Raw genomic sequence first — 16,355 nt, 5'->3', positions numbered from 1 at the left:
TGGCTAGCTAACCACGTCCGTCGGACGAACAAAAAAAGACTTGTATGATGAGTAAAATCATACAAGTCTAAAATCAAAACTCATTTTTACTTTTTTATACTGTCTACTTGACAGGTAGCTGTTCAATTTGGCTTTCATGGCTTGTTCATTTGTTTTTGTCGTCTTTTTCCCTTAAAAGGTGATACAATGTCTTACGCAATTTGGAACGATTACTGTCCAGCAAATTGAAGGAGGCGATGAATAGCATCACGCCAAAAATCAGGCCGACCCCCAAAACTACCGTTCCCCAGAAAGAAGAAATCGGGAACAGGATGGCAGTCAAAGAAAAGATGATTGCCAATGCATAAATGACCAAAACAGTCTGGCGGTGCGTAAAACCCAGCCGCAGCAACCGGTGGTGCAGGTGGCTTTTATCCTTCGCGCTGATGGCACGCTTGTGCAAGGTCCGACGAAGGACGGCGGCAATCGTGTCCGTCAACGGAACCCCGAGAATGGCTACCGGTATCAGCAGCGATACGAAGGTGGCATGTTTCAGGCCGTACAAGGACAGCACCGCAATCATAAATCCTACGAATAGGGAGCCCGTATCCCCCAAGAAAATGGAGGATGGATAGAAGTTGAAAGGCAAAAATCCCAGCAAGCTCGCAACCAAAAGGAAAATCATGACCACAGTGGCCACATCCATATAATCGGTGAAGAAATAGCTGACTAAGCCCATCGTCGAGAGCGAAATGATCGAAGTGCCTGTCGCTAAGCCATCCAGCCCATCCATCAGATTCACCGCATTCGTGATGACCACAATCCACAGCATCATAACCAAGTAACCCGCTTCATGGAATTCAATCGTTCCGAAATAATCCAGCGTCAGGCTGTCTATTTTGATGCCCGTAAAGAAATAAAGGACGTTCGCCGCCGTAAGGATGCCGATCATTTTTTGCCAGGGCCTCAGATCATAGGCGTCATCGATGATCCCCGTTATCAGGATGATCAAGGAGCTCAAAAACATGATGCCCGCAAAGCCCGAACGATTACTCAGAGGGATTCCAACGAAGAATGCTCCCCAATAAGCCAAGAATATGGCTACGCCTCCCATAGTCGGCGTCTCCTTGACATGCACTTTAGCTACAGATGGCTTATCCGTCCAGCGGAAACGTCTCGCTGCCGCACGGAAAAGATAGGTGAACAGCATACTCGCCAGTATCGTCGCCCCGAAAAGCAGCATAAACCGTATAAAGAAACTCACCGGATCCCTCCTTTCACCTTATATTTCTTTAATCATAGGCGATTCCGGCCCCACATGCAAATCCACTCCCGCAAGAGTCGCAAGCATGCGGTAATCTTTCTTAATCGTTCATTTGGAAAAAGCCATTCGATTCTGCGTACCGGTTTCCGGTGGTTGTATCGTACTGGATCAGATCATAATCCGCCAACAAACTTTTTGCCTGCTCGGACAGTTCCTCCCGGCTCGAGACATATTCCCCGGTGTTGCCATTCACATACAGCGTCTTTTCGAAAGCCGGCACCTGTTCTTGCAGCGCCATCAATAAGGCTTCAAAAGCGGTGACACGGCTGCCGCTCAGTTCCAGCACTTCCGGGAAGAAATAGATGGGACTAGTGACCCCCAAATCCTTTTGGTTCTCATCTGTGTTGCTGTAAATGAACATAGGTGTTTCATGCATATTTTGGATCGTGTTCAGCGCATAAAGATCCTCGCCAAAAACGCTGGGCCAATGATCCCCCCAAAACACGACGACGGTCGGCTCATTCCACCCCTCGAGAGCAGTCAACAGATCCGCCAAAGCTTGATCGCTGTACTGCAGATCCTGCAGATAGTTCCGGATCGTCTGGCTGGCAATGCCGGTTTCCGCAGCAGATGGCGTAACCGTATATTTATTTTGGTACGGGGTATGGTTCTGCATCGTCACCAAGTGGATAAAATCTTTTTCCTCACTTGCTTTCAGAATAGCCACTATTTCAGCGTACGCGGCTTCATCCGAAATATACGGATTGGTATCCAGCTTTTTCGTATTTGTCATCGTATCCTCGTAGAGAAAAGAATCGAATCCCAAAGTCTCATAGTTCTCCAACCGCTTGTACATAGTCGTATTGTAGGGATGGATGGCTGTGGTACGGAAGCCGGCTTCTTCCAAACGGGACACGACTGATGGAAAGTCATCTTGCGAGGACAGGAACTGCGTATAGGGCGTCGTGATGTTCGAAGCGAACGGCTCCATCGAGAACCCTGTCAAAGCCTCAAATTCGATATTGGCGGTTCCGCCGCCATAGCCTTGGGACAACAGCTCGCCGCTGTAGCTTGTATCCATCAAGGCTCTCGTGAAAGGAATCGGATCACTTTTCAGATCCAATCCTTCCAACTCAAGCGGGTCCGCAAAACTTTCATTCATGATGTAGATGACATTCGTTTCGGGCAAAACTGCCGTTCTTTCTGCGTTGATTTCATCAGCAAATTGTTGATAGGTTACCTTCAACTCATCGATTTTTTCCTGTGAATAATCCGCCGGCACCTCCATCGGCGCAGCCGATAGATTGTAAAGGAAGCCAGCCACAAATCCGGTGTTGTAGTAATTCATTTGTTGGCTGTATGGAATCCAATAAGCCGTTCTGTCATAGGCTTTCTTCAGCAGGTTGCCTTCCTGCTGGAACTGGCCTGCATAGCTGAGTGCCAAACTTGTTGCAACGAGCATCAGCACGCGTGACTTCCATCCCAATTTCACGGTTTTTTGGGATTTTCGAAAGGAAAAGAATACGAATGCCAGCAATGCGATTAGTGCAAAACTCAGTACCGCCAATGTCCGTCCATTCAGCATCTCCAAAAGGAAGGTGGCCTCCGTCAGCATCTTCAAATCACTCGGATAAACGGGCTCGTTGCGCTGCAGCATTTTTTCATAGGTCGCCATCCCAAGGATTCCTCCCGACAGCAACAACAGTGCATTCGCCAAGCGGATATTCCCCACCAACGCCCAAAGCCATAGCCCCAGCGTCATTAATACGCCCGTACTGATCAGGAACTTCTCGGTATGCCAAGCAAATACAAAATTCACGACCAATCCGGCATCCAAATCATTTTGGGTCCATTGAAGAAAGAGATGGACCACAACTACTGTCGCCAACAAGCTGAAGCAGTGCAGGAGCAGGAGGTCCCCCCTGCTCTTGCACTGCAGCTTTTTATTTTCTTGCATCATTTTATATTGTTTACTGATTTTCACTGCAAAACCCCACTATCTGAACAGATTAGGCTTCTTTCCAAAAACTGTCATAGACCGTGATCGGCAAGTGACGTTTATGCTCGGTCTTCGTATACCAGCCCTCTATGACTGCTGCTTCCTTATCTGGTATTTCCTTGCCTTCCAGATAAGCGTCGATCATCTCGTACGTCACTCCCAAAGCCACCTCATCAGGCAATGCAGGACGATTTTCTTCCAAGTCCGCTGTCGGAACTTTTTCGTAGAGCTCTGCCGGTGCGCCCAATTCTTTCAGTAATTGGCGCCCTTGACGTTTGTTCAAGCGCCAAATCGGCAACAAGTCGGCTGCGCCATCCCCGAATTTTGTGAAGAAGCCGGTCACGGATTCTGCCGCATGGTCAGTCCCCAAAACGGCTCCGCTGCTGTCTCCCGCTATCGCGAACTGAACGATCATGCGTTGACGTGCTTTGATGTTGCCTTTGTTGAAGTCGGTGATGGTTAGACCGGCTTCTTCAAGCGCATCGAGTGCAGCATCAGCCATTTCTTTGATATTCACGACCAATTTTTGGTCCGGCGAAATGAAGGCAAGTGCAGCCTGAGCATCGTGCTCATCAAATTGAATGCCATATGGAAGGCGCACAGCAATAAATTGGTAACTGTCATCGCCTGTCTCGTCGCGCATTTCCTGGATCGCCAACTGGGCTAACCGCCCGGTCAAAGTGGAGTCCTGTCCTCCACTGATGCCTAAAACGAATGCCTTCAAAAATGGGTGTGCCGCCAAATAATCTTTCATGAAATCAATGCTGAGGCGGATTTCCTCTTTTGGATTGATTTCCGGTTTCACTCTTAATGCAGCAATAATTTCTTTTTGTAATGGACGCATGCCTATTCCCCCTTGATTGATCTGATTGGCTATTTAGTGCTTTCCAATAATGCGGCTTCTTCCTTGATCTGTTTCTTGATGTCTTTGATGGTAGACATTTTATGATCGTATGTCTTCTGTGACAAGTCGACCGGATAGTCTTCTGGGTTCAGGATACGTTTGTATTCATCCCATAAACCGCTCATCTGCGCTTCCGAGAAAGCTTTTACTTGCTTGAGCGACGGCAATGCATAAACCAGTTCACCGTCCACAATGATATCCTGGAGAACTGGACGCGCCTCAAAGTCAGTGATGGTTTTGTTGATGTAAGTGAAGACGGGATGGAACATATACAGTTCTGCCTCCTGATCGGGCTTTTCTTCCCAAAGCGCAATGTAATCCCCTTCCGACTTACCGTCACGCTTACGTGTAATCCGCCACACCTGTTTTTTGCCTGGTGTGGAGACTTTTTCGGCGTTGCTGGAGATTTTCATAGTGTCGACCATTTTGCCGCTTTCATCCGCAATCGAAACTAATTTGTAGACCGCTCCAAGCGCCGGTTGGTCAAAGGCGGTTATCAGCTTCGTGCCGACGCCCCAGACATCTATTTTTGCGCCTTGCATCTTCAGGTTCAGAATGGTCAATTCATCCAAGTCATTCGATGCGTAGATTTTCGCGTCTGTAAAGCCTGCCTCGTCCAATTGCTGACGGACTTTTTTAGAAATGTAGGCCATGTCCCCGCTATCTATGCGCACGCCGAGGAAGTTGATCTTGTCGCCCATTTCCCTCGCCACCTTGATAGCATTCGGCACACCCGATTTCAACGTATCATAGGTATCCACCAGGAATACACAATCCTTGTGGGAACGCGCATATGCCATGAAGGCATCATAATCGTTACGGTAGACTTGCACCATCGAATGGGCATGGGTACCCGAGGCCGGAATGCCGAACATTTTGGCTGCACGGACATTGCTCGTGGCATTGAATCCTGCGATGTAGGCTGCACGTGTCCCCCAGATGGCGGCATCCATTTCCTGCGCTCTCCTGGAACCGAATTCCATCAATGGCTCATCATCACAGACATAGCGCAGACGTGCAGCTTTTGTCGCTATCAGCGTTTGGAAATTCACGACATTCAATAAGGCCGTTTCGATCAATTGGCATTCCGCCAACGGACCTTCCACCTGGACGATTGGTTCATTCGCAAAGACGAGATCCCCTTCCAGAGCGGAACGGATTGTGCCCGAGAAACGGAAATTTTTCAGATACTCCAAAAAACCTTCCTCGTAGCCGACATGCTCACGCAAATAGGCGATGTCCGTATCCGTAAAGCGTAAATTCTGAATGTAGGAAACGAAGCGCTCAAGCCCCGCATAGACTGCATAGCCATTATTGAAGGGATACTTCCGGAAGTACAGTTCAAAAATTGCATGTTTTTCGGTAATGCCTTCATCCCAATAAGTCTTCATCATGTTAATTTGGTACAAATCAGTATGCAAAGCTAAACTATCATCGTTATAATCAAAACTCATCCAACTCACTCATTTCATCTTTGATCGTACGCCTCCGCATTCTGTCACGGTGCAGCAGAAGGAAGTGTTCTATTTAACCATTGTAACGCAATTCCCTCTACATTTCCGCTTTTTTGTCCAAAATCCATCAGATTGATTATAGTGATTAGCCAACATTCCCGCAAACACAACCGGCATTTCTGTGTAAACAAAAAGCCATCCTGGCGGGCAGAAAAAAGCCCGGTAGGATGGTTTTTTTGCAGTATTGAAGCTTTGCTATTCCAAATGATGGCTAGCGGTCCAAGCCTGCTTTTCGTTTTAATAAATGACTCTGATGCCGCGTGCTTCAATCTCTTGCTCGGTCAGAATTTCTCGTTCGCTTTCATCCACTCCGCGGGATGATACTTTATCAAACAAGATTTTGACGGTCTGCAGCATGATCTTCAGATCCAGTATCAAGGAATATTTCTTGATGTAGATCAGATCGAAGTTCAGCTTGCTGTTGAAGTCGGAAGCGTACTTCCCGTACACTTGCGCATATCCGGTAATACCGGCACGAACGTTGTGGCGCAGGTAATAATGCGGATTCAACTCCTTGAATTGATCAACGAAGAAGGGACGTTCCGGCCGGGGACCGACCAAAGACATATCGCCCAGCAATACATTGAATAACTGTGGCAGCTCATCGATGCGCAAGGAGCGCAGATATTTGCCGACTTTTGTGACGCGCATATCATTGCTTGTGGCCAAAACCGGGCCTGAATCCTTCTCGGCAGTCACACCCATGCTGCGGAACTTCAGGATTTCGAATTCCTTGCCGTCTTTGGTGATGCGTGTCTGCTTGTAGAATACGGGGCCTTCGGAACTTTTCTTCACCAAGATAGCCGTAACGGCCATGATCGGTGAGGTGATGACGATACCGATCAGCGCGACCGCGATATCGATGATCCGTTTCATAAGACCATCTTCTGCCGAGATACGGAAAGGGGAAACTTCGATTATGCTTTCATCCTCGATGTTCATCATATTCGGATTGACCATGATCAGATTCTCGAAACTCGTATTCAAGAACATCTTCTTCTCTTTGCTTGTCAACAGATCGTATATCTTGAGTTTTTCGGATTCTTCGATCTGGCTCGCTAAGTAAACGATATCAATCTCTTCCAGATGCCGCAGAACATTTTCGTAATAATCCGATAGGACGACATGCGTCACGACATGGCGGATGCTTTTTGTATTGGTGAAGTTGTCGACTGCCGCAAATACTTCTTTTTCCATCCCGACAATCATCACCCGTTTGCTTCCGCTCATGCTCTGATACATTTTGAAAACCATTACGCGGAACAAGAACAAAAGGATTGTTCCCACAAAAAAGTTTATCAGAATGACCGATCGCGGGAATGCCAACCATCGCCCGGCAAAAGTCAGCGCCATGATGATCAACGAAAGGACGAATTGTCCGATGACCGTGATGAACAAGAAGTCACTGATCGATTTGTTATAAAATATGTACGTACCGAACAGGATATTGACGATGATGAAAATCACTGAGACATAGGCAATACTGCCCTGAAAGGCATCGAGGTTTATCAATGGTATAGTTCTTCCGAATTTTAAATAAAAAGATAGCAGCAATGATCCGATGAACAACAGCACATCAATGATGCCGATGATAATTTTACGGGCTTTGTTCCATTCACCTGTTTGATTCACGCTTAATCTCCTCCTCCTTAAACTAGCTAAATATGAATGCATTCATTTTATCATAGTTTATTCTTTTGGGATATCAAAGTTTGACAATGCAATATCCCTCCATTCCAGGACGGGAGCACATTACGTCATCCTACTCCAGGGTTTCATCCAATAACTGAAAAAGAACGCCCTCATCAGGAGTTATGGCCTGATGAGGGCGTTCCGGAGCGGACTAGCTGTCGAGAGACACTAATACCGGTTGTTTATTTTAAAAGATCTTTTAATTCTTCATGTGTCGCTTGATCTTCAGCTTGCTCTTTCATGATACGGATGGATGTAGGCAATCCGAACAGACGGATAAAACCGGCTGCATCAGTATGGTTGTATACATCGTCGCTCTCGAAAGTCGCGAAGCTTTCGCTGTACAATGATTTCGCGCTGACAACGCCAGCATCAGTGATGTTGCCTTTGTAAAGTTTCATCTTCACGAAACCTTCGACATTCTGTTGTGTCTCATCCACAAACGCAGCCAATGCTTTGCGCAATGGCGTATACCACAATCCGTTATATACAAGCTCCGCATATTTGTTGGCCAGCAATTGTTTGTATTGGAACGTGTCTTTGTCCAAGCAAAGCTGTTCCAATTTGTCGTGGGCATGATACAGCACAGTTCCGGCTGGCGTTTCATAAACGCCCCTTGATTTCATGCCGACTAAGCGGTTCTCCACGATATCGATGATGCCGACGCCATTCGCGCCTGCGATCACGTTCAATTTTTCGATCAGGGCGATGCCGTCCAAAGCTTCACCGTTCAGGCTGACCGGTATGCCTTTTTTGAATTCCAGCGTAACATAGGTCGCTTCGTCCGGAGCTTTCTCAGGCGTCACGCACATCTCCAGAATTTTATCGTAATCAGGCTCGTTGGCCGTCATTTCCAGATCAAGGCCCTCATGCGATAGATGCCATAAATTTTTATCTTTTGAGTAGTTTGTTTCCAACGTAATCGGTAGCGGCACGTTATGTGCAGCAGCATACGCAAATTCATCTTCTCTGGAAGTCAGTTCCCATTCTCTCCAAGGGGCGATGATCGTGATGTTCGGATCGAATTCTCTGATACCAACTTCAAAACGGACCTGGTCGTTCCCTTTCCCTGTTGCTCCATGAACAATCGCATCCGCATTTTCCAAGTGTGCAATCTCTACCATTCTTTTGGCAATGATCGGACGGGCGAAAGAAGTCCCCAATAAATATTGCCCTTCGTACTTCGCGCCTGCTTGCAATGTCGGCCAAATGAATTCTTCGACGAATTCCTTCTTCAAGTCTGCAACATACAATTTCGATGCGCCACAATTGATTGCTTTTTCTTCCAATCGGCTGTAGTCATCACCTTGTCCTACGTCTCCTACTACGGCGATTACTTCACAGTTGTTGTAATTTTCTTTTAACCAAGGGATGATGACTGACGTATCCAATCCACCTGAGTAAGCCAAAACCACTTTTTTGATTGATTCCTTTGCTGCCATGCTTTTACCTCCTTATACAGATTTCAATATCCGTTGCTTTTATGCATGAACTGATATCTACATTTTCATTTATTTAACAATATGCATTATAGCATATCTGCCATGAAAATCATCCCATTTTTTTACATTATTCTCATTTATCTGTCATACCCTTTTCATTTATACGACTTGTTTTCCGAACAGCAAAAAAGAGAACAGCTAGGGAATACCCCGTCTGTTCTCTAAATGAGTGATTCAATTTATTTTGCGACTTCTTGTGTTTTATCTTTTTTCCACAGACCCAGCGTCAATGTTGAAACGGCTGTTCCGATCAATAAAGCCAGCAAGAACATCAGCGGATGATTAGCCAACGTGATTACGAACAAGCCACCATGTGGCGCAGGGATCGAAACTGCCCATAGCTGCGTCAAACCACCAGCAATCGCTGACCCAAGGATGGATGAGCCGATAACGCGAACCGGATCTGCTGCAGCGAATGGAATCGCACCTTCAGTGATGAAGGATAGGCCCAATAAGATGTTGGAAAGTCCTGATTTTTGTTCGATATCCGTAAATTTGTTTTTGAAAATCAATGTTGCGATACCGATTGCCAATGGAGGAATCATACCACCAGCCATTACAGCGGCCATCAAGCGGCCATCACCAGTATCCGTGAAGACACCGATTGAGAAGGCATAAGCTGCTTTGTTGAATGGACCACCCATATCGATTGCCATCATGCCACCAAGAACAGCACCCAACAGTACGGCATTACCAGTACCCAAGTTTTCCAGGAAGTTAATCATAGCTGTATTGATTGTGGAGAAGACAGGACCTACCAAGAAATACATCAACAAGCCAGTGATCAATAGACCGAACACAGGGTACAAGAGGATTGTTTTCATGCCATCCAAGGTACGAGGCAATCCTTTAAAAGCTTTCTTAAGATAAACCATGATGTAACCGGCCAAGAAACCAGCGATTAACCCGCCCAAGAATCCGGCGTTCGCTTGCACAGCCAAGTAACCGCCTGCCATACCTGGGAGCAACCCTGGACGATCCGCGATACTCATTGCGATGTAACCGGCCAAAATCGGAATCAGGAAGCTGAATGCCGCTCCACCGATAGCCATGAAGGAGATGAACAACGGGCTATCAGCACCGAATGATGTTTCGAACAGGAAGGAAATTGCAATCAGGATACCGCCACCGACAACAAAAGGCAACATGTGTGAAATACCGTTCATCAAGTCTTTGTAGACTCTTCCGAAGATTGATGGATTTTCGTCGCTTGCGCTGGATGAGAATGTATCGCCTTCAACATTCAGGATCGGCGCTTCTTGACGCATTGCTTTTGTGATCAATTCTTCAGCTTTTTTGATGCCGTCGCTTACCGGTCTTTGAAGAACGTGCTTACCGTTGAAGCGCGCCATTTCAACTTTTTTATCTGCAGCAATGATGATACCATCTGCACGGCGGATTTCGTCAGCTGTCAAAGCATTCTTGACGCCATCCGATCCGTTCGTTTCAACGCGGATATCGACACCCATTTTTTCAGCCATTAATTTCAATGCATCTTCAGCCATATACGTGTGTGCGATTCCTGTAGGGCACGCCGTTACTGCAAGAACAAAAGGTCTCTTCGTTGCTGTTGTTGCTACTGGAGCTGCTTTCGCTGCTGCTTCAGCTTGCTCTTTAGCTTCACGTGCAGCTTCTGCTGCCGCGAATAAGGCTTGAACTTCTTCTGGAGTCTGAGCTTTTTTCAATGATGCAGTGAAATCAGGATTGATGAGTAAACGGGATAATGATGCCAAAACTTCTAAATGAACATTATTTGCGCCTTCCGGAGCTGCGATCATGAAGAACAGATGTGCTGGTTGACCATCCAATGAAGCGTAGTCCACACCGGCTGCACTTTTTGCAAAAACAACAGCAGGTTTGATGACCGCTTTGTTTTTTGCATGCGGCATTGCGATGCCATCGCCCAAACCAGTGGACGTTTGTGACTCACGCTTCATAATGCCCTCTTTGTAAACCGCAACATCATTGATGATGCCGTTAGTGGCAAGGCCTGCAATCATTTCATCGATAACGCCCTCTTTGGTTGTTCCTTGCAAATCCATAATCATCAATTCTTTTAGTAAGATATCATTGATTTTCATATTAATAAGTTCTCCTCCCTATAGCTGACTGATAGTGACTTGTTTGACTAGAGCATCAATTTCTTCGCGTTTGGCTAAATCGTCGGCAAAAGCGGTCGCGCTTCCGCAAGCGATACTGACTTTGAATGCTTCCAACGGGTCGTGCGTCTTCATGTATGTCCCGACAAATCCGCCGATCATTGAATCTCCGGAACCAACCGAATTTTTAAGAACCCCTTTCGGTACCGTTCCATGGTAAACACCTTCCGGAGTGAAAAGGATCGCTCCTTTAGCGGCCATCGAGATGATTGCGTATTGCGCTCCAGCTTCAAGCAATTTCTTGCCATATGGCAGGATGTCCTCATCCGTTTCGAAAGTAGTATCGAACAATTCAGCCAACTCGTGGTGGTTCGGTTTTACCAATAACGGATGGTAAGGCAACGCATTTTTTAATTCTTCCCCGGTCGTATCGATCAGGAACGGTACGCCTTTGTCCGTCAGTCTGCGGATGATGGTCTGATAATAATCATCCGGCAAGCTGGTAGGCTTGCTTCCCGCCAAGACTACGATGTCATTTTCCGGATCAAGCGCATCGAATTGTTTCAGGAATTCTTCGGCGACTGCAGGCTCGATATTCGGGCCCGGACCGTTCATTTCCGTCTCCATTCCTGACTTGATCTTGACATTGATGCGGGTCGCTTCATCCACATGCGTGAAGTGTGTTTTGCTGTTTTCCGCTTCCAGCCAGTCTTCGATGTATTTTCCGGTGAAACCGCCAAGGAACCCTAAAGCGGTATTTTCCACTTCCAGTTCATTCAGGATGCGGGAAACGTTGATGCCTTTGCCACCCGGCAGTTTGAAATCCTGTTGGATACGGTTCACTTCACCCAACTCAATAGCGGGTAAATGGACGATGTAATCGATGGATGGATTTAATGTTACTGTATATATCATTATTCAGCCTCCCAAATAGTTGTACTGTCTTTCAGGTTACGTTTGATTTCCGACGGGACATTGTGACTGACGATGCCGCAATCCTCAATATCGCAGACCTTCACGAAGCTGACTTGTTTGAATTTCGAAGCATCCGCTACGACATAGCTTTGTGCTGCATTTTCGATGGCTATGCGTTTGATGGCCGCTTCTTCGGTGTCCGGTGTCGTGAAGCCGTACTGCTTATCGATGCCGTTGATGCCAAGAAAAGCTTTGCTGAAACGGTAATTTCTCATTTGCATTTGGCTGACTGGACCGATGACTGCTTTTGTCTCCATCTTGATTTTGCCGCCGATAAGGATCGTCTCGATTTGCATATCCGATAATAAGCTGGCATGCGGGACGCCATTGGTGACGACGAGGATGCTCTTGCCCTTCAGGAAGGGAATCATTTCGTAGGTGGTCGATCCGGCATCCAAAAAAATGATGTCTTGATCACTTACCAATTGAGCTGCCTTTTCAGCAATCCGTTGCTTGTCCCGAACGTTTTTGGATGTTTTATCCTCCATCCTGTCCTCAGCGGAAACACTGTAGTTCCTCTTTGCTCCGCCATGTACGCGGACCAGGAAGCCGGCCTCTTCAAGAGTGCTCAAATCCCGTCTGATCGTGGATTCAGAACTGCCCGTCTCATCGACAAGGTCCTGCAGTTTTACGATATTGTCTTTTGCTAAAGTGTCTAGAATGATTTTATGCCGTTCTTCTGTAAGCACTTTCTATCACCTCTCGAACAAAAATATACCACCCACACGGTAATAAAGCAATCATTTTCCTCCAAAAACATTAAGTTTCATTCAAAACCATCCAAAAGACTTGATAGAACAGCTTTTCATAAGGATAATTTTTTTCATTTTCTGACCATATATTGGTACTTGTTCAGAAAAGAAGGCAAAAAAAAATAGGGCTGACCAACATAATTATGTTGGTCAGCCCTATTTGTGGGTTGCAAGGATATGCTCGTTCGCTTTCGTAAACAGTTCATACTTATAGAACGGTTCTGAATCCTAGAGTTCTGATCCGCAGATACCGCTTCCGTTTCGCAAACAGTGGCTGTCCACTCCAACGTCCGGGTGGCTAAACGCGAATCATCACATCCTGTTTTTAGTTGAACTCTGAATTGCAGAGAGTTCCGCCTAAGTTGATAACCACACACGGACAAAAAACGTCCGCTTTGTGGTTATCCTCTTAGTACTCACCCTCTAAACGCAATTCATCGTATCCTGTTTTTTTACATCATGCCCATGCCTGGGTCCATTGATGGGGGTGTGGCTGGGGCTGGACGGTCGGCTACGATAGCTTCTGTCGATAGGATCAAGGCAGCAACGCTGGCTGCATTTTGTAATGCGGAACGTGTCACTTTTGTAGGGTCGACGATTCCTGCTTCGATCATGTTTACCCATTCGTCGGTTGCGGCGTTATAACCCATGCCAACTTCAAGGCCTTTGATTTTATCGGCTACAACGGAGCCTTCTTTTCCTGCATTTTCAGCGATTTGTCTCACTGGCTCTTCTAACGAACGTGCCACGATGCGTGCACCTGTCGCTTCATCGCCGGTCAGTTCCAACGCTTCGACGCATTTTTGAACGTTGATCAAGGCTGTTCCACCACCGGATACGATACCTTCTTCAACAGCAGCACGCGTTGCGTTCAAAGCATCTTCGATACGCAGTTTGCGTTCTCTCAATTCTGTTTCTGTAGCCGCTCCGACTTTGATGACGCCGACGCCACCGGATAATTTCGCAAGGCGTTCCTGTAATTTTTCACGATCAAACTCTGAAGTTGTTTCGGCTGATTGCGCACGGATGACTGCCACACGTTGTTCGATAGCTGCTTTTTCGCCAGCTCCTTCAACGATTGTTGTGGAATCTTTGGTTACGACAACTTTGCCTGCACGACCCAAATGTTCTACGGAAGCATCCTTCAATTCCAAGCCTAAGTCTTCAGCAATGACTGTACCGCCTGTCAAGATTGCGATGTCCTGCAGCATTTCTTTACGACGGTCACCGAAACCAGGTGCTTTGACTGCCGCTACATTGAATGTGCCACGCAATTTGTTCAATACTAATGTAGGAAGTGCTTCTCCGTCAACATCATCAGCAACAATCAATAATGGGCGTCCTTGTTGCAGAATTTGTTCCAATAAAGGCAAGATATCTTGAATATTGGATAATTTGCGATCCGTAATCAGGACGTATGGTGCTTCCAATTCAGCTTCCATCTTGTCATTATTCGTGACCATGTATTGCGATAGGTATCCGCGGTCGAACTGCATGCCTTCAACAACATCCAATTCAGTTTCGATCCCTTTTGATTCTTCGATGGTGATGACCCCGTCGTTGCCGACTTTTTCCATCGCTTCAGCAATCAATTCGCCGATTTCTTTCGATCCGGATGATACGGCAGCAACCTGTGCAATCGACTCTCTTGAATTTACAGTTTGGGAAATTTCTGCCAAACCTTTTACAGCTGCTTGTGTAGCCAACTCGATACCGCGACGGATGCCCACTGGGTTTGCGCCTGCAGTAACGTTTTTCAGCCCTTCGCGAACGATGGCTTGTGTCAAAACAGTTGCAGTCGTAGTACCGTCACCGGCAATATCATTTGTTTTGGAAGCAACTTCGGCAACCAGTTTTGCTCCCATATTTTCGAAGCGGTCTTCCAATTCGATTTCTTTGGCGATCGTCACGCCATCGTTCGTGATCAACGGAGAACCGTACGCTTTTTCTAAAACGACGTTGCGTCCTTTTGGTCCTAAAGTCACTTTTACGGTATTTGCTAATATATCCACACCGCGAAGCATTGCTGCTCTTGCGTCTTCTGAAAATTTAATGTCTTTTGCCATTTATCGATTCACCTCATCAATTATATTTTTAGTCCAGGATTGCTACGATGTCGCTTTCTTTGATCACTAAGTATTCTGTTCCCGCATATTTAACTTCTGTGCCTGCATATTTTTCGAAAAGGACCGTATCTCCAGCCTTAACGGTCATTTCGATTGTTACGCCGTTATCTGTCACGAGACCTGTGCCAACAGCAATAACGGTACCTGTTTGGGATTTTTCTTTAGCGGATGACGGTAAAACGATGCCGCCTATAGATTTTTCTTCTTCTTTGGCAACTTCTACAATAACACGGTTTCCTAATGGTTTTAACAAGATGATCCCTCCAAAATAATATCATTTTAGCACTCATTAACTCAGAGTGCTAAGTTACATTTCTATATTAATCAATCTCCAATTAATTTGCAAGAGGGAAGCCAATTTTTTCCAATTCTATTTTTGAGCGCTACTGTGCTATACTATTTATCAAGCGTAAAAACGTCAGTTTTCTCAGAAAGGTACTATTAATATGAATAAAAAAATACGTTCAAGGTTAACGTTAGCCATACAGATCATCCTCATCTATCTCGCTTCTCAGTTTCTGCCGGTCTTGATTCTTTTATTCATTCCGGAGGCAGATCGCATTGCAGCCGCCATGAATCTCTCGTTATTCTTTGCTTTCCTAGGAACTGTCCTTATGGTAGCATGGAATAACAGAAAAAAATGGACACCACAAAACAGTCTTACGGATCAACCGGCTGCCCCAATCGGAAAGACGCTCACGAACGGATTCTTCGGTTTCATGGGAGCTGTCTTGATTCAGATCGTCGCGATGAATGTGGAGTATCTTTTGTTCAAGATGCCAGTCGTTTCCGAAAATACAGAAGTGTTGCTGGATTTGACAAACCGCTACCCGTTCTTTATTTTTAACATCATCATCTTTGCACCTGTGATGGAGGAATTTGTATTCCGTAAAGCGATTGTCACACATCTGGTTGACGCAATTGGAATAGTCGGCGCGGCCACTATCAGCGCTTTGCTTTTTGCGATTGCGCATAATGATGGGCACTATTTAGTTTACGGCTCACTGGGACTATGGTTTTCTTTCCTTTATTTCAGGACAAGAAACATAGCGACTCCGATGATTGCCCATGCGTTGATGAATGCCGTGTCAGCCTTGCCGATTCTGTCCCAACTCATTTCTTAAGACACGTGAAGCCCGCTATTTAGGAAGAAGAAAGGAATAACATGACTTTAAAAAATCTATTAATTCAAATAATTATCCGATTCGTTTTCGCTGTCCTCTTCATCACGCTGGCAGTCGATGCCGTGAATACTGCTGGCTGGGGATTCATGGCCATCATCAGCGTGCTGTTCGCAACAAGTGATGTTGTCAAAGGCGTACGCATGTTCAATGCTTACTTGAAAATCAAAGATAGCATCGATAAAAACTAGGAATAGCTGAACGGGTTCGTTCAGCCCTAAAAAAAGAAGGATGAGGCAGCCCAATGTCATTAACTTAAGCAACTTGACAACTATAAAAAAAGCGAGAATGCATTCAAATTATGCATCCTCGCTTTTTTTTATGATGAGATGATGATTTCCATTCCTCCTCTTTCTATTTCCCGTTAT

The 16,355-nt window shown here is 46.0% G+C and carries 13 protein-coding genes; 2 read left to right on the top strand and 11 right to left on the bottom strand.

Going from position 1 to position 16,355, the window contains the following annotated elements; all coding sequences use genetic code 11:
• Nucleotides 1–145: 145 nt before the first annotated feature.
• The 11 genes from WBM30_RS08895 to groES all read right to left on the bottom strand — a co-directional run bounded on the left by WBM30_RS08895 (nucleotide 146) and on the right by groES (nucleotide 15,059).
• Nucleotides 146–1,243: a glycosyltransferase family 4 protein gene (locus WBM30_RS08895; protein ID WP_424900386.1), complete on the bottom strand. Its 1,098-nt coding sequence runs from the start codon at nucleotides 1,241–1,243 to the stop codon at nucleotides 146–148.
• 100 nt (nucleotides 1,244–1,343) lie between these two features.
• Nucleotides 1,344–3,227 carry an LTA synthase family protein gene (locus WBM30_RS08890; RefSeq protein WP_424900385.1) on the bottom strand — a complete coding sequence of 628 codons (1,884 nt, stop codon included), beginning with the start codon at nucleotides 3,225–3,227 and terminating at the stop codon, nucleotides 1,344–1,346.
• 25 nt (nucleotides 3,228–3,252) lie between these two features.
• On the bottom strand, nucleotides 3,253–4,086 hold the full coding sequence (gene nadE, locus WBM30_RS08885) for an ammonia-dependent NAD(+) synthetase (RefSeq protein WP_424900384.1): 834 nt from the start codon (nucleotides 4,084–4,086) through the stop codon (nucleotides 3,253–3,255).
• Between the two features lie 29 nt (nucleotides 4,087–4,115).
• Nucleotides 4,116–5,600 carry a nicotinate phosphoribosyltransferase gene (locus WBM30_RS08880; protein ID WP_424900383.1) on the bottom strand — a complete coding sequence of 495 codons (1,485 nt, stop codon included), beginning with the start codon at nucleotides 5,598–5,600 and terminating at the stop codon, nucleotides 4,116–4,118.
• 297 nt (nucleotides 5,601–5,897) lie between these two features.
• Nucleotides 5,898–7,292: a sugar transferase gene (locus WBM30_RS08875; RefSeq protein WP_424900382.1), complete on the bottom strand. Its 1,395-nt coding sequence runs from the start codon at nucleotides 7,290–7,292 to the stop codon at nucleotides 5,898–5,900.
• Nucleotides 7,293–7,534: 242 nt separating this feature from the next.
• Nucleotides 7,535–8,794 carry an argininosuccinate synthase gene (locus WBM30_RS08870; protein WP_424900381.1) on the bottom strand — a complete coding sequence of 420 codons (1,260 nt, stop codon included), beginning with the start codon at nucleotides 8,792–8,794 and terminating at the stop codon, nucleotides 7,535–7,537.
• Between the two features lie 239 nt (nucleotides 8,795–9,033).
• Nucleotides 9,034–10,935, bottom strand: a complete 1,902-nt coding sequence (locus tag WBM30_RS08865; protein ID WP_424900380.1) for a PTS fructose transporter subunit IIABC — start codon at nucleotides 10,933–10,935, stop codon at nucleotides 9,034–9,036.
• A gap of 18 nt (nucleotides 10,936–10,953) precedes the next feature.
• Nucleotides 10,954–11,868 (bottom strand): 1-phosphofructokinase, encoded by a 915-nt coding sequence (gene pfkB, locus WBM30_RS08860; RefSeq protein ID WP_424900379.1) that lies wholly within the window; start codon nucleotides 11,866–11,868, stop codon nucleotides 10,954–10,956.
• The gene (locus tag WBM30_RS08855; RefSeq protein WP_424900378.1) at nucleotides 11,868–12,617 is read right to left on the bottom strand and encodes a DeoR/GlpR family DNA-binding transcription regulator; all 750 of its coding nucleotides are present in this window, start codon (nucleotides 12,615–12,617) and stop codon (nucleotides 11,868–11,870) included. Before WBM30_RS08855 ends, pfkB begins: the two co-directional genes overlap by 1 nt.
• 515 nt (nucleotides 12,618–13,132) lie before the next feature.
• Entirely contained in the window at nucleotides 13,133–14,746 is a 1,614-nt protein-coding gene (gene groL, locus WBM30_RS08850; protein ID WP_424900377.1) for a chaperonin GroEL, read from the bottom strand.
• Between the two features lie 28 nt (nucleotides 14,747–14,774).
• Nucleotides 14,775–15,059 carry a co-chaperone GroES gene (gene groES / locus WBM30_RS08845; protein WP_086985536.1) on the bottom strand — a complete coding sequence of 95 codons (285 nt, stop codon included), beginning with the start codon at nucleotides 15,057–15,059 and terminating at the stop codon, nucleotides 14,775–14,777.
• A gap of 193 nt (nucleotides 15,060–15,252) precedes the next feature.
• Here groES and WBM30_RS08840 point away from each other — a divergent pair, with 193 nt between their 5' ends.
• Together WBM30_RS08840 and WBM30_RS08835 are read left to right on the top strand one after the other, a co-directional pair.
• Nucleotides 15,253–15,930: a lysostaphin resistance A-like protein gene (locus tag WBM30_RS08840; RefSeq protein ID WP_424900376.1), complete on the top strand. Its 678-nt coding sequence runs from the start codon at nucleotides 15,253–15,255 to the stop codon at nucleotides 15,928–15,930.
• 41 nt (nucleotides 15,931–15,971) lie between these two features.
• Nucleotides 15,972–16,178, top strand: coding sequence for a DUF4305 domain-containing protein (locus WBM30_RS08835; protein ID WP_424900375.1), 207 nt, complete (start codon nucleotides 15,972–15,974; stop codon nucleotides 16,176–16,178).
• Nucleotides 16,179–16,355: the final 177 nt, after the last annotated feature.

Source organism: Trichococcus sp., assembly GCF_049684335.1.
Classification (GTDB): domain Bacteria; phylum Bacillota; class Bacilli; order Lactobacillales; family Aerococcaceae; genus Trichococcus.
This window is presented reverse-complemented; position numbering and strand designations above follow the sequence as displayed.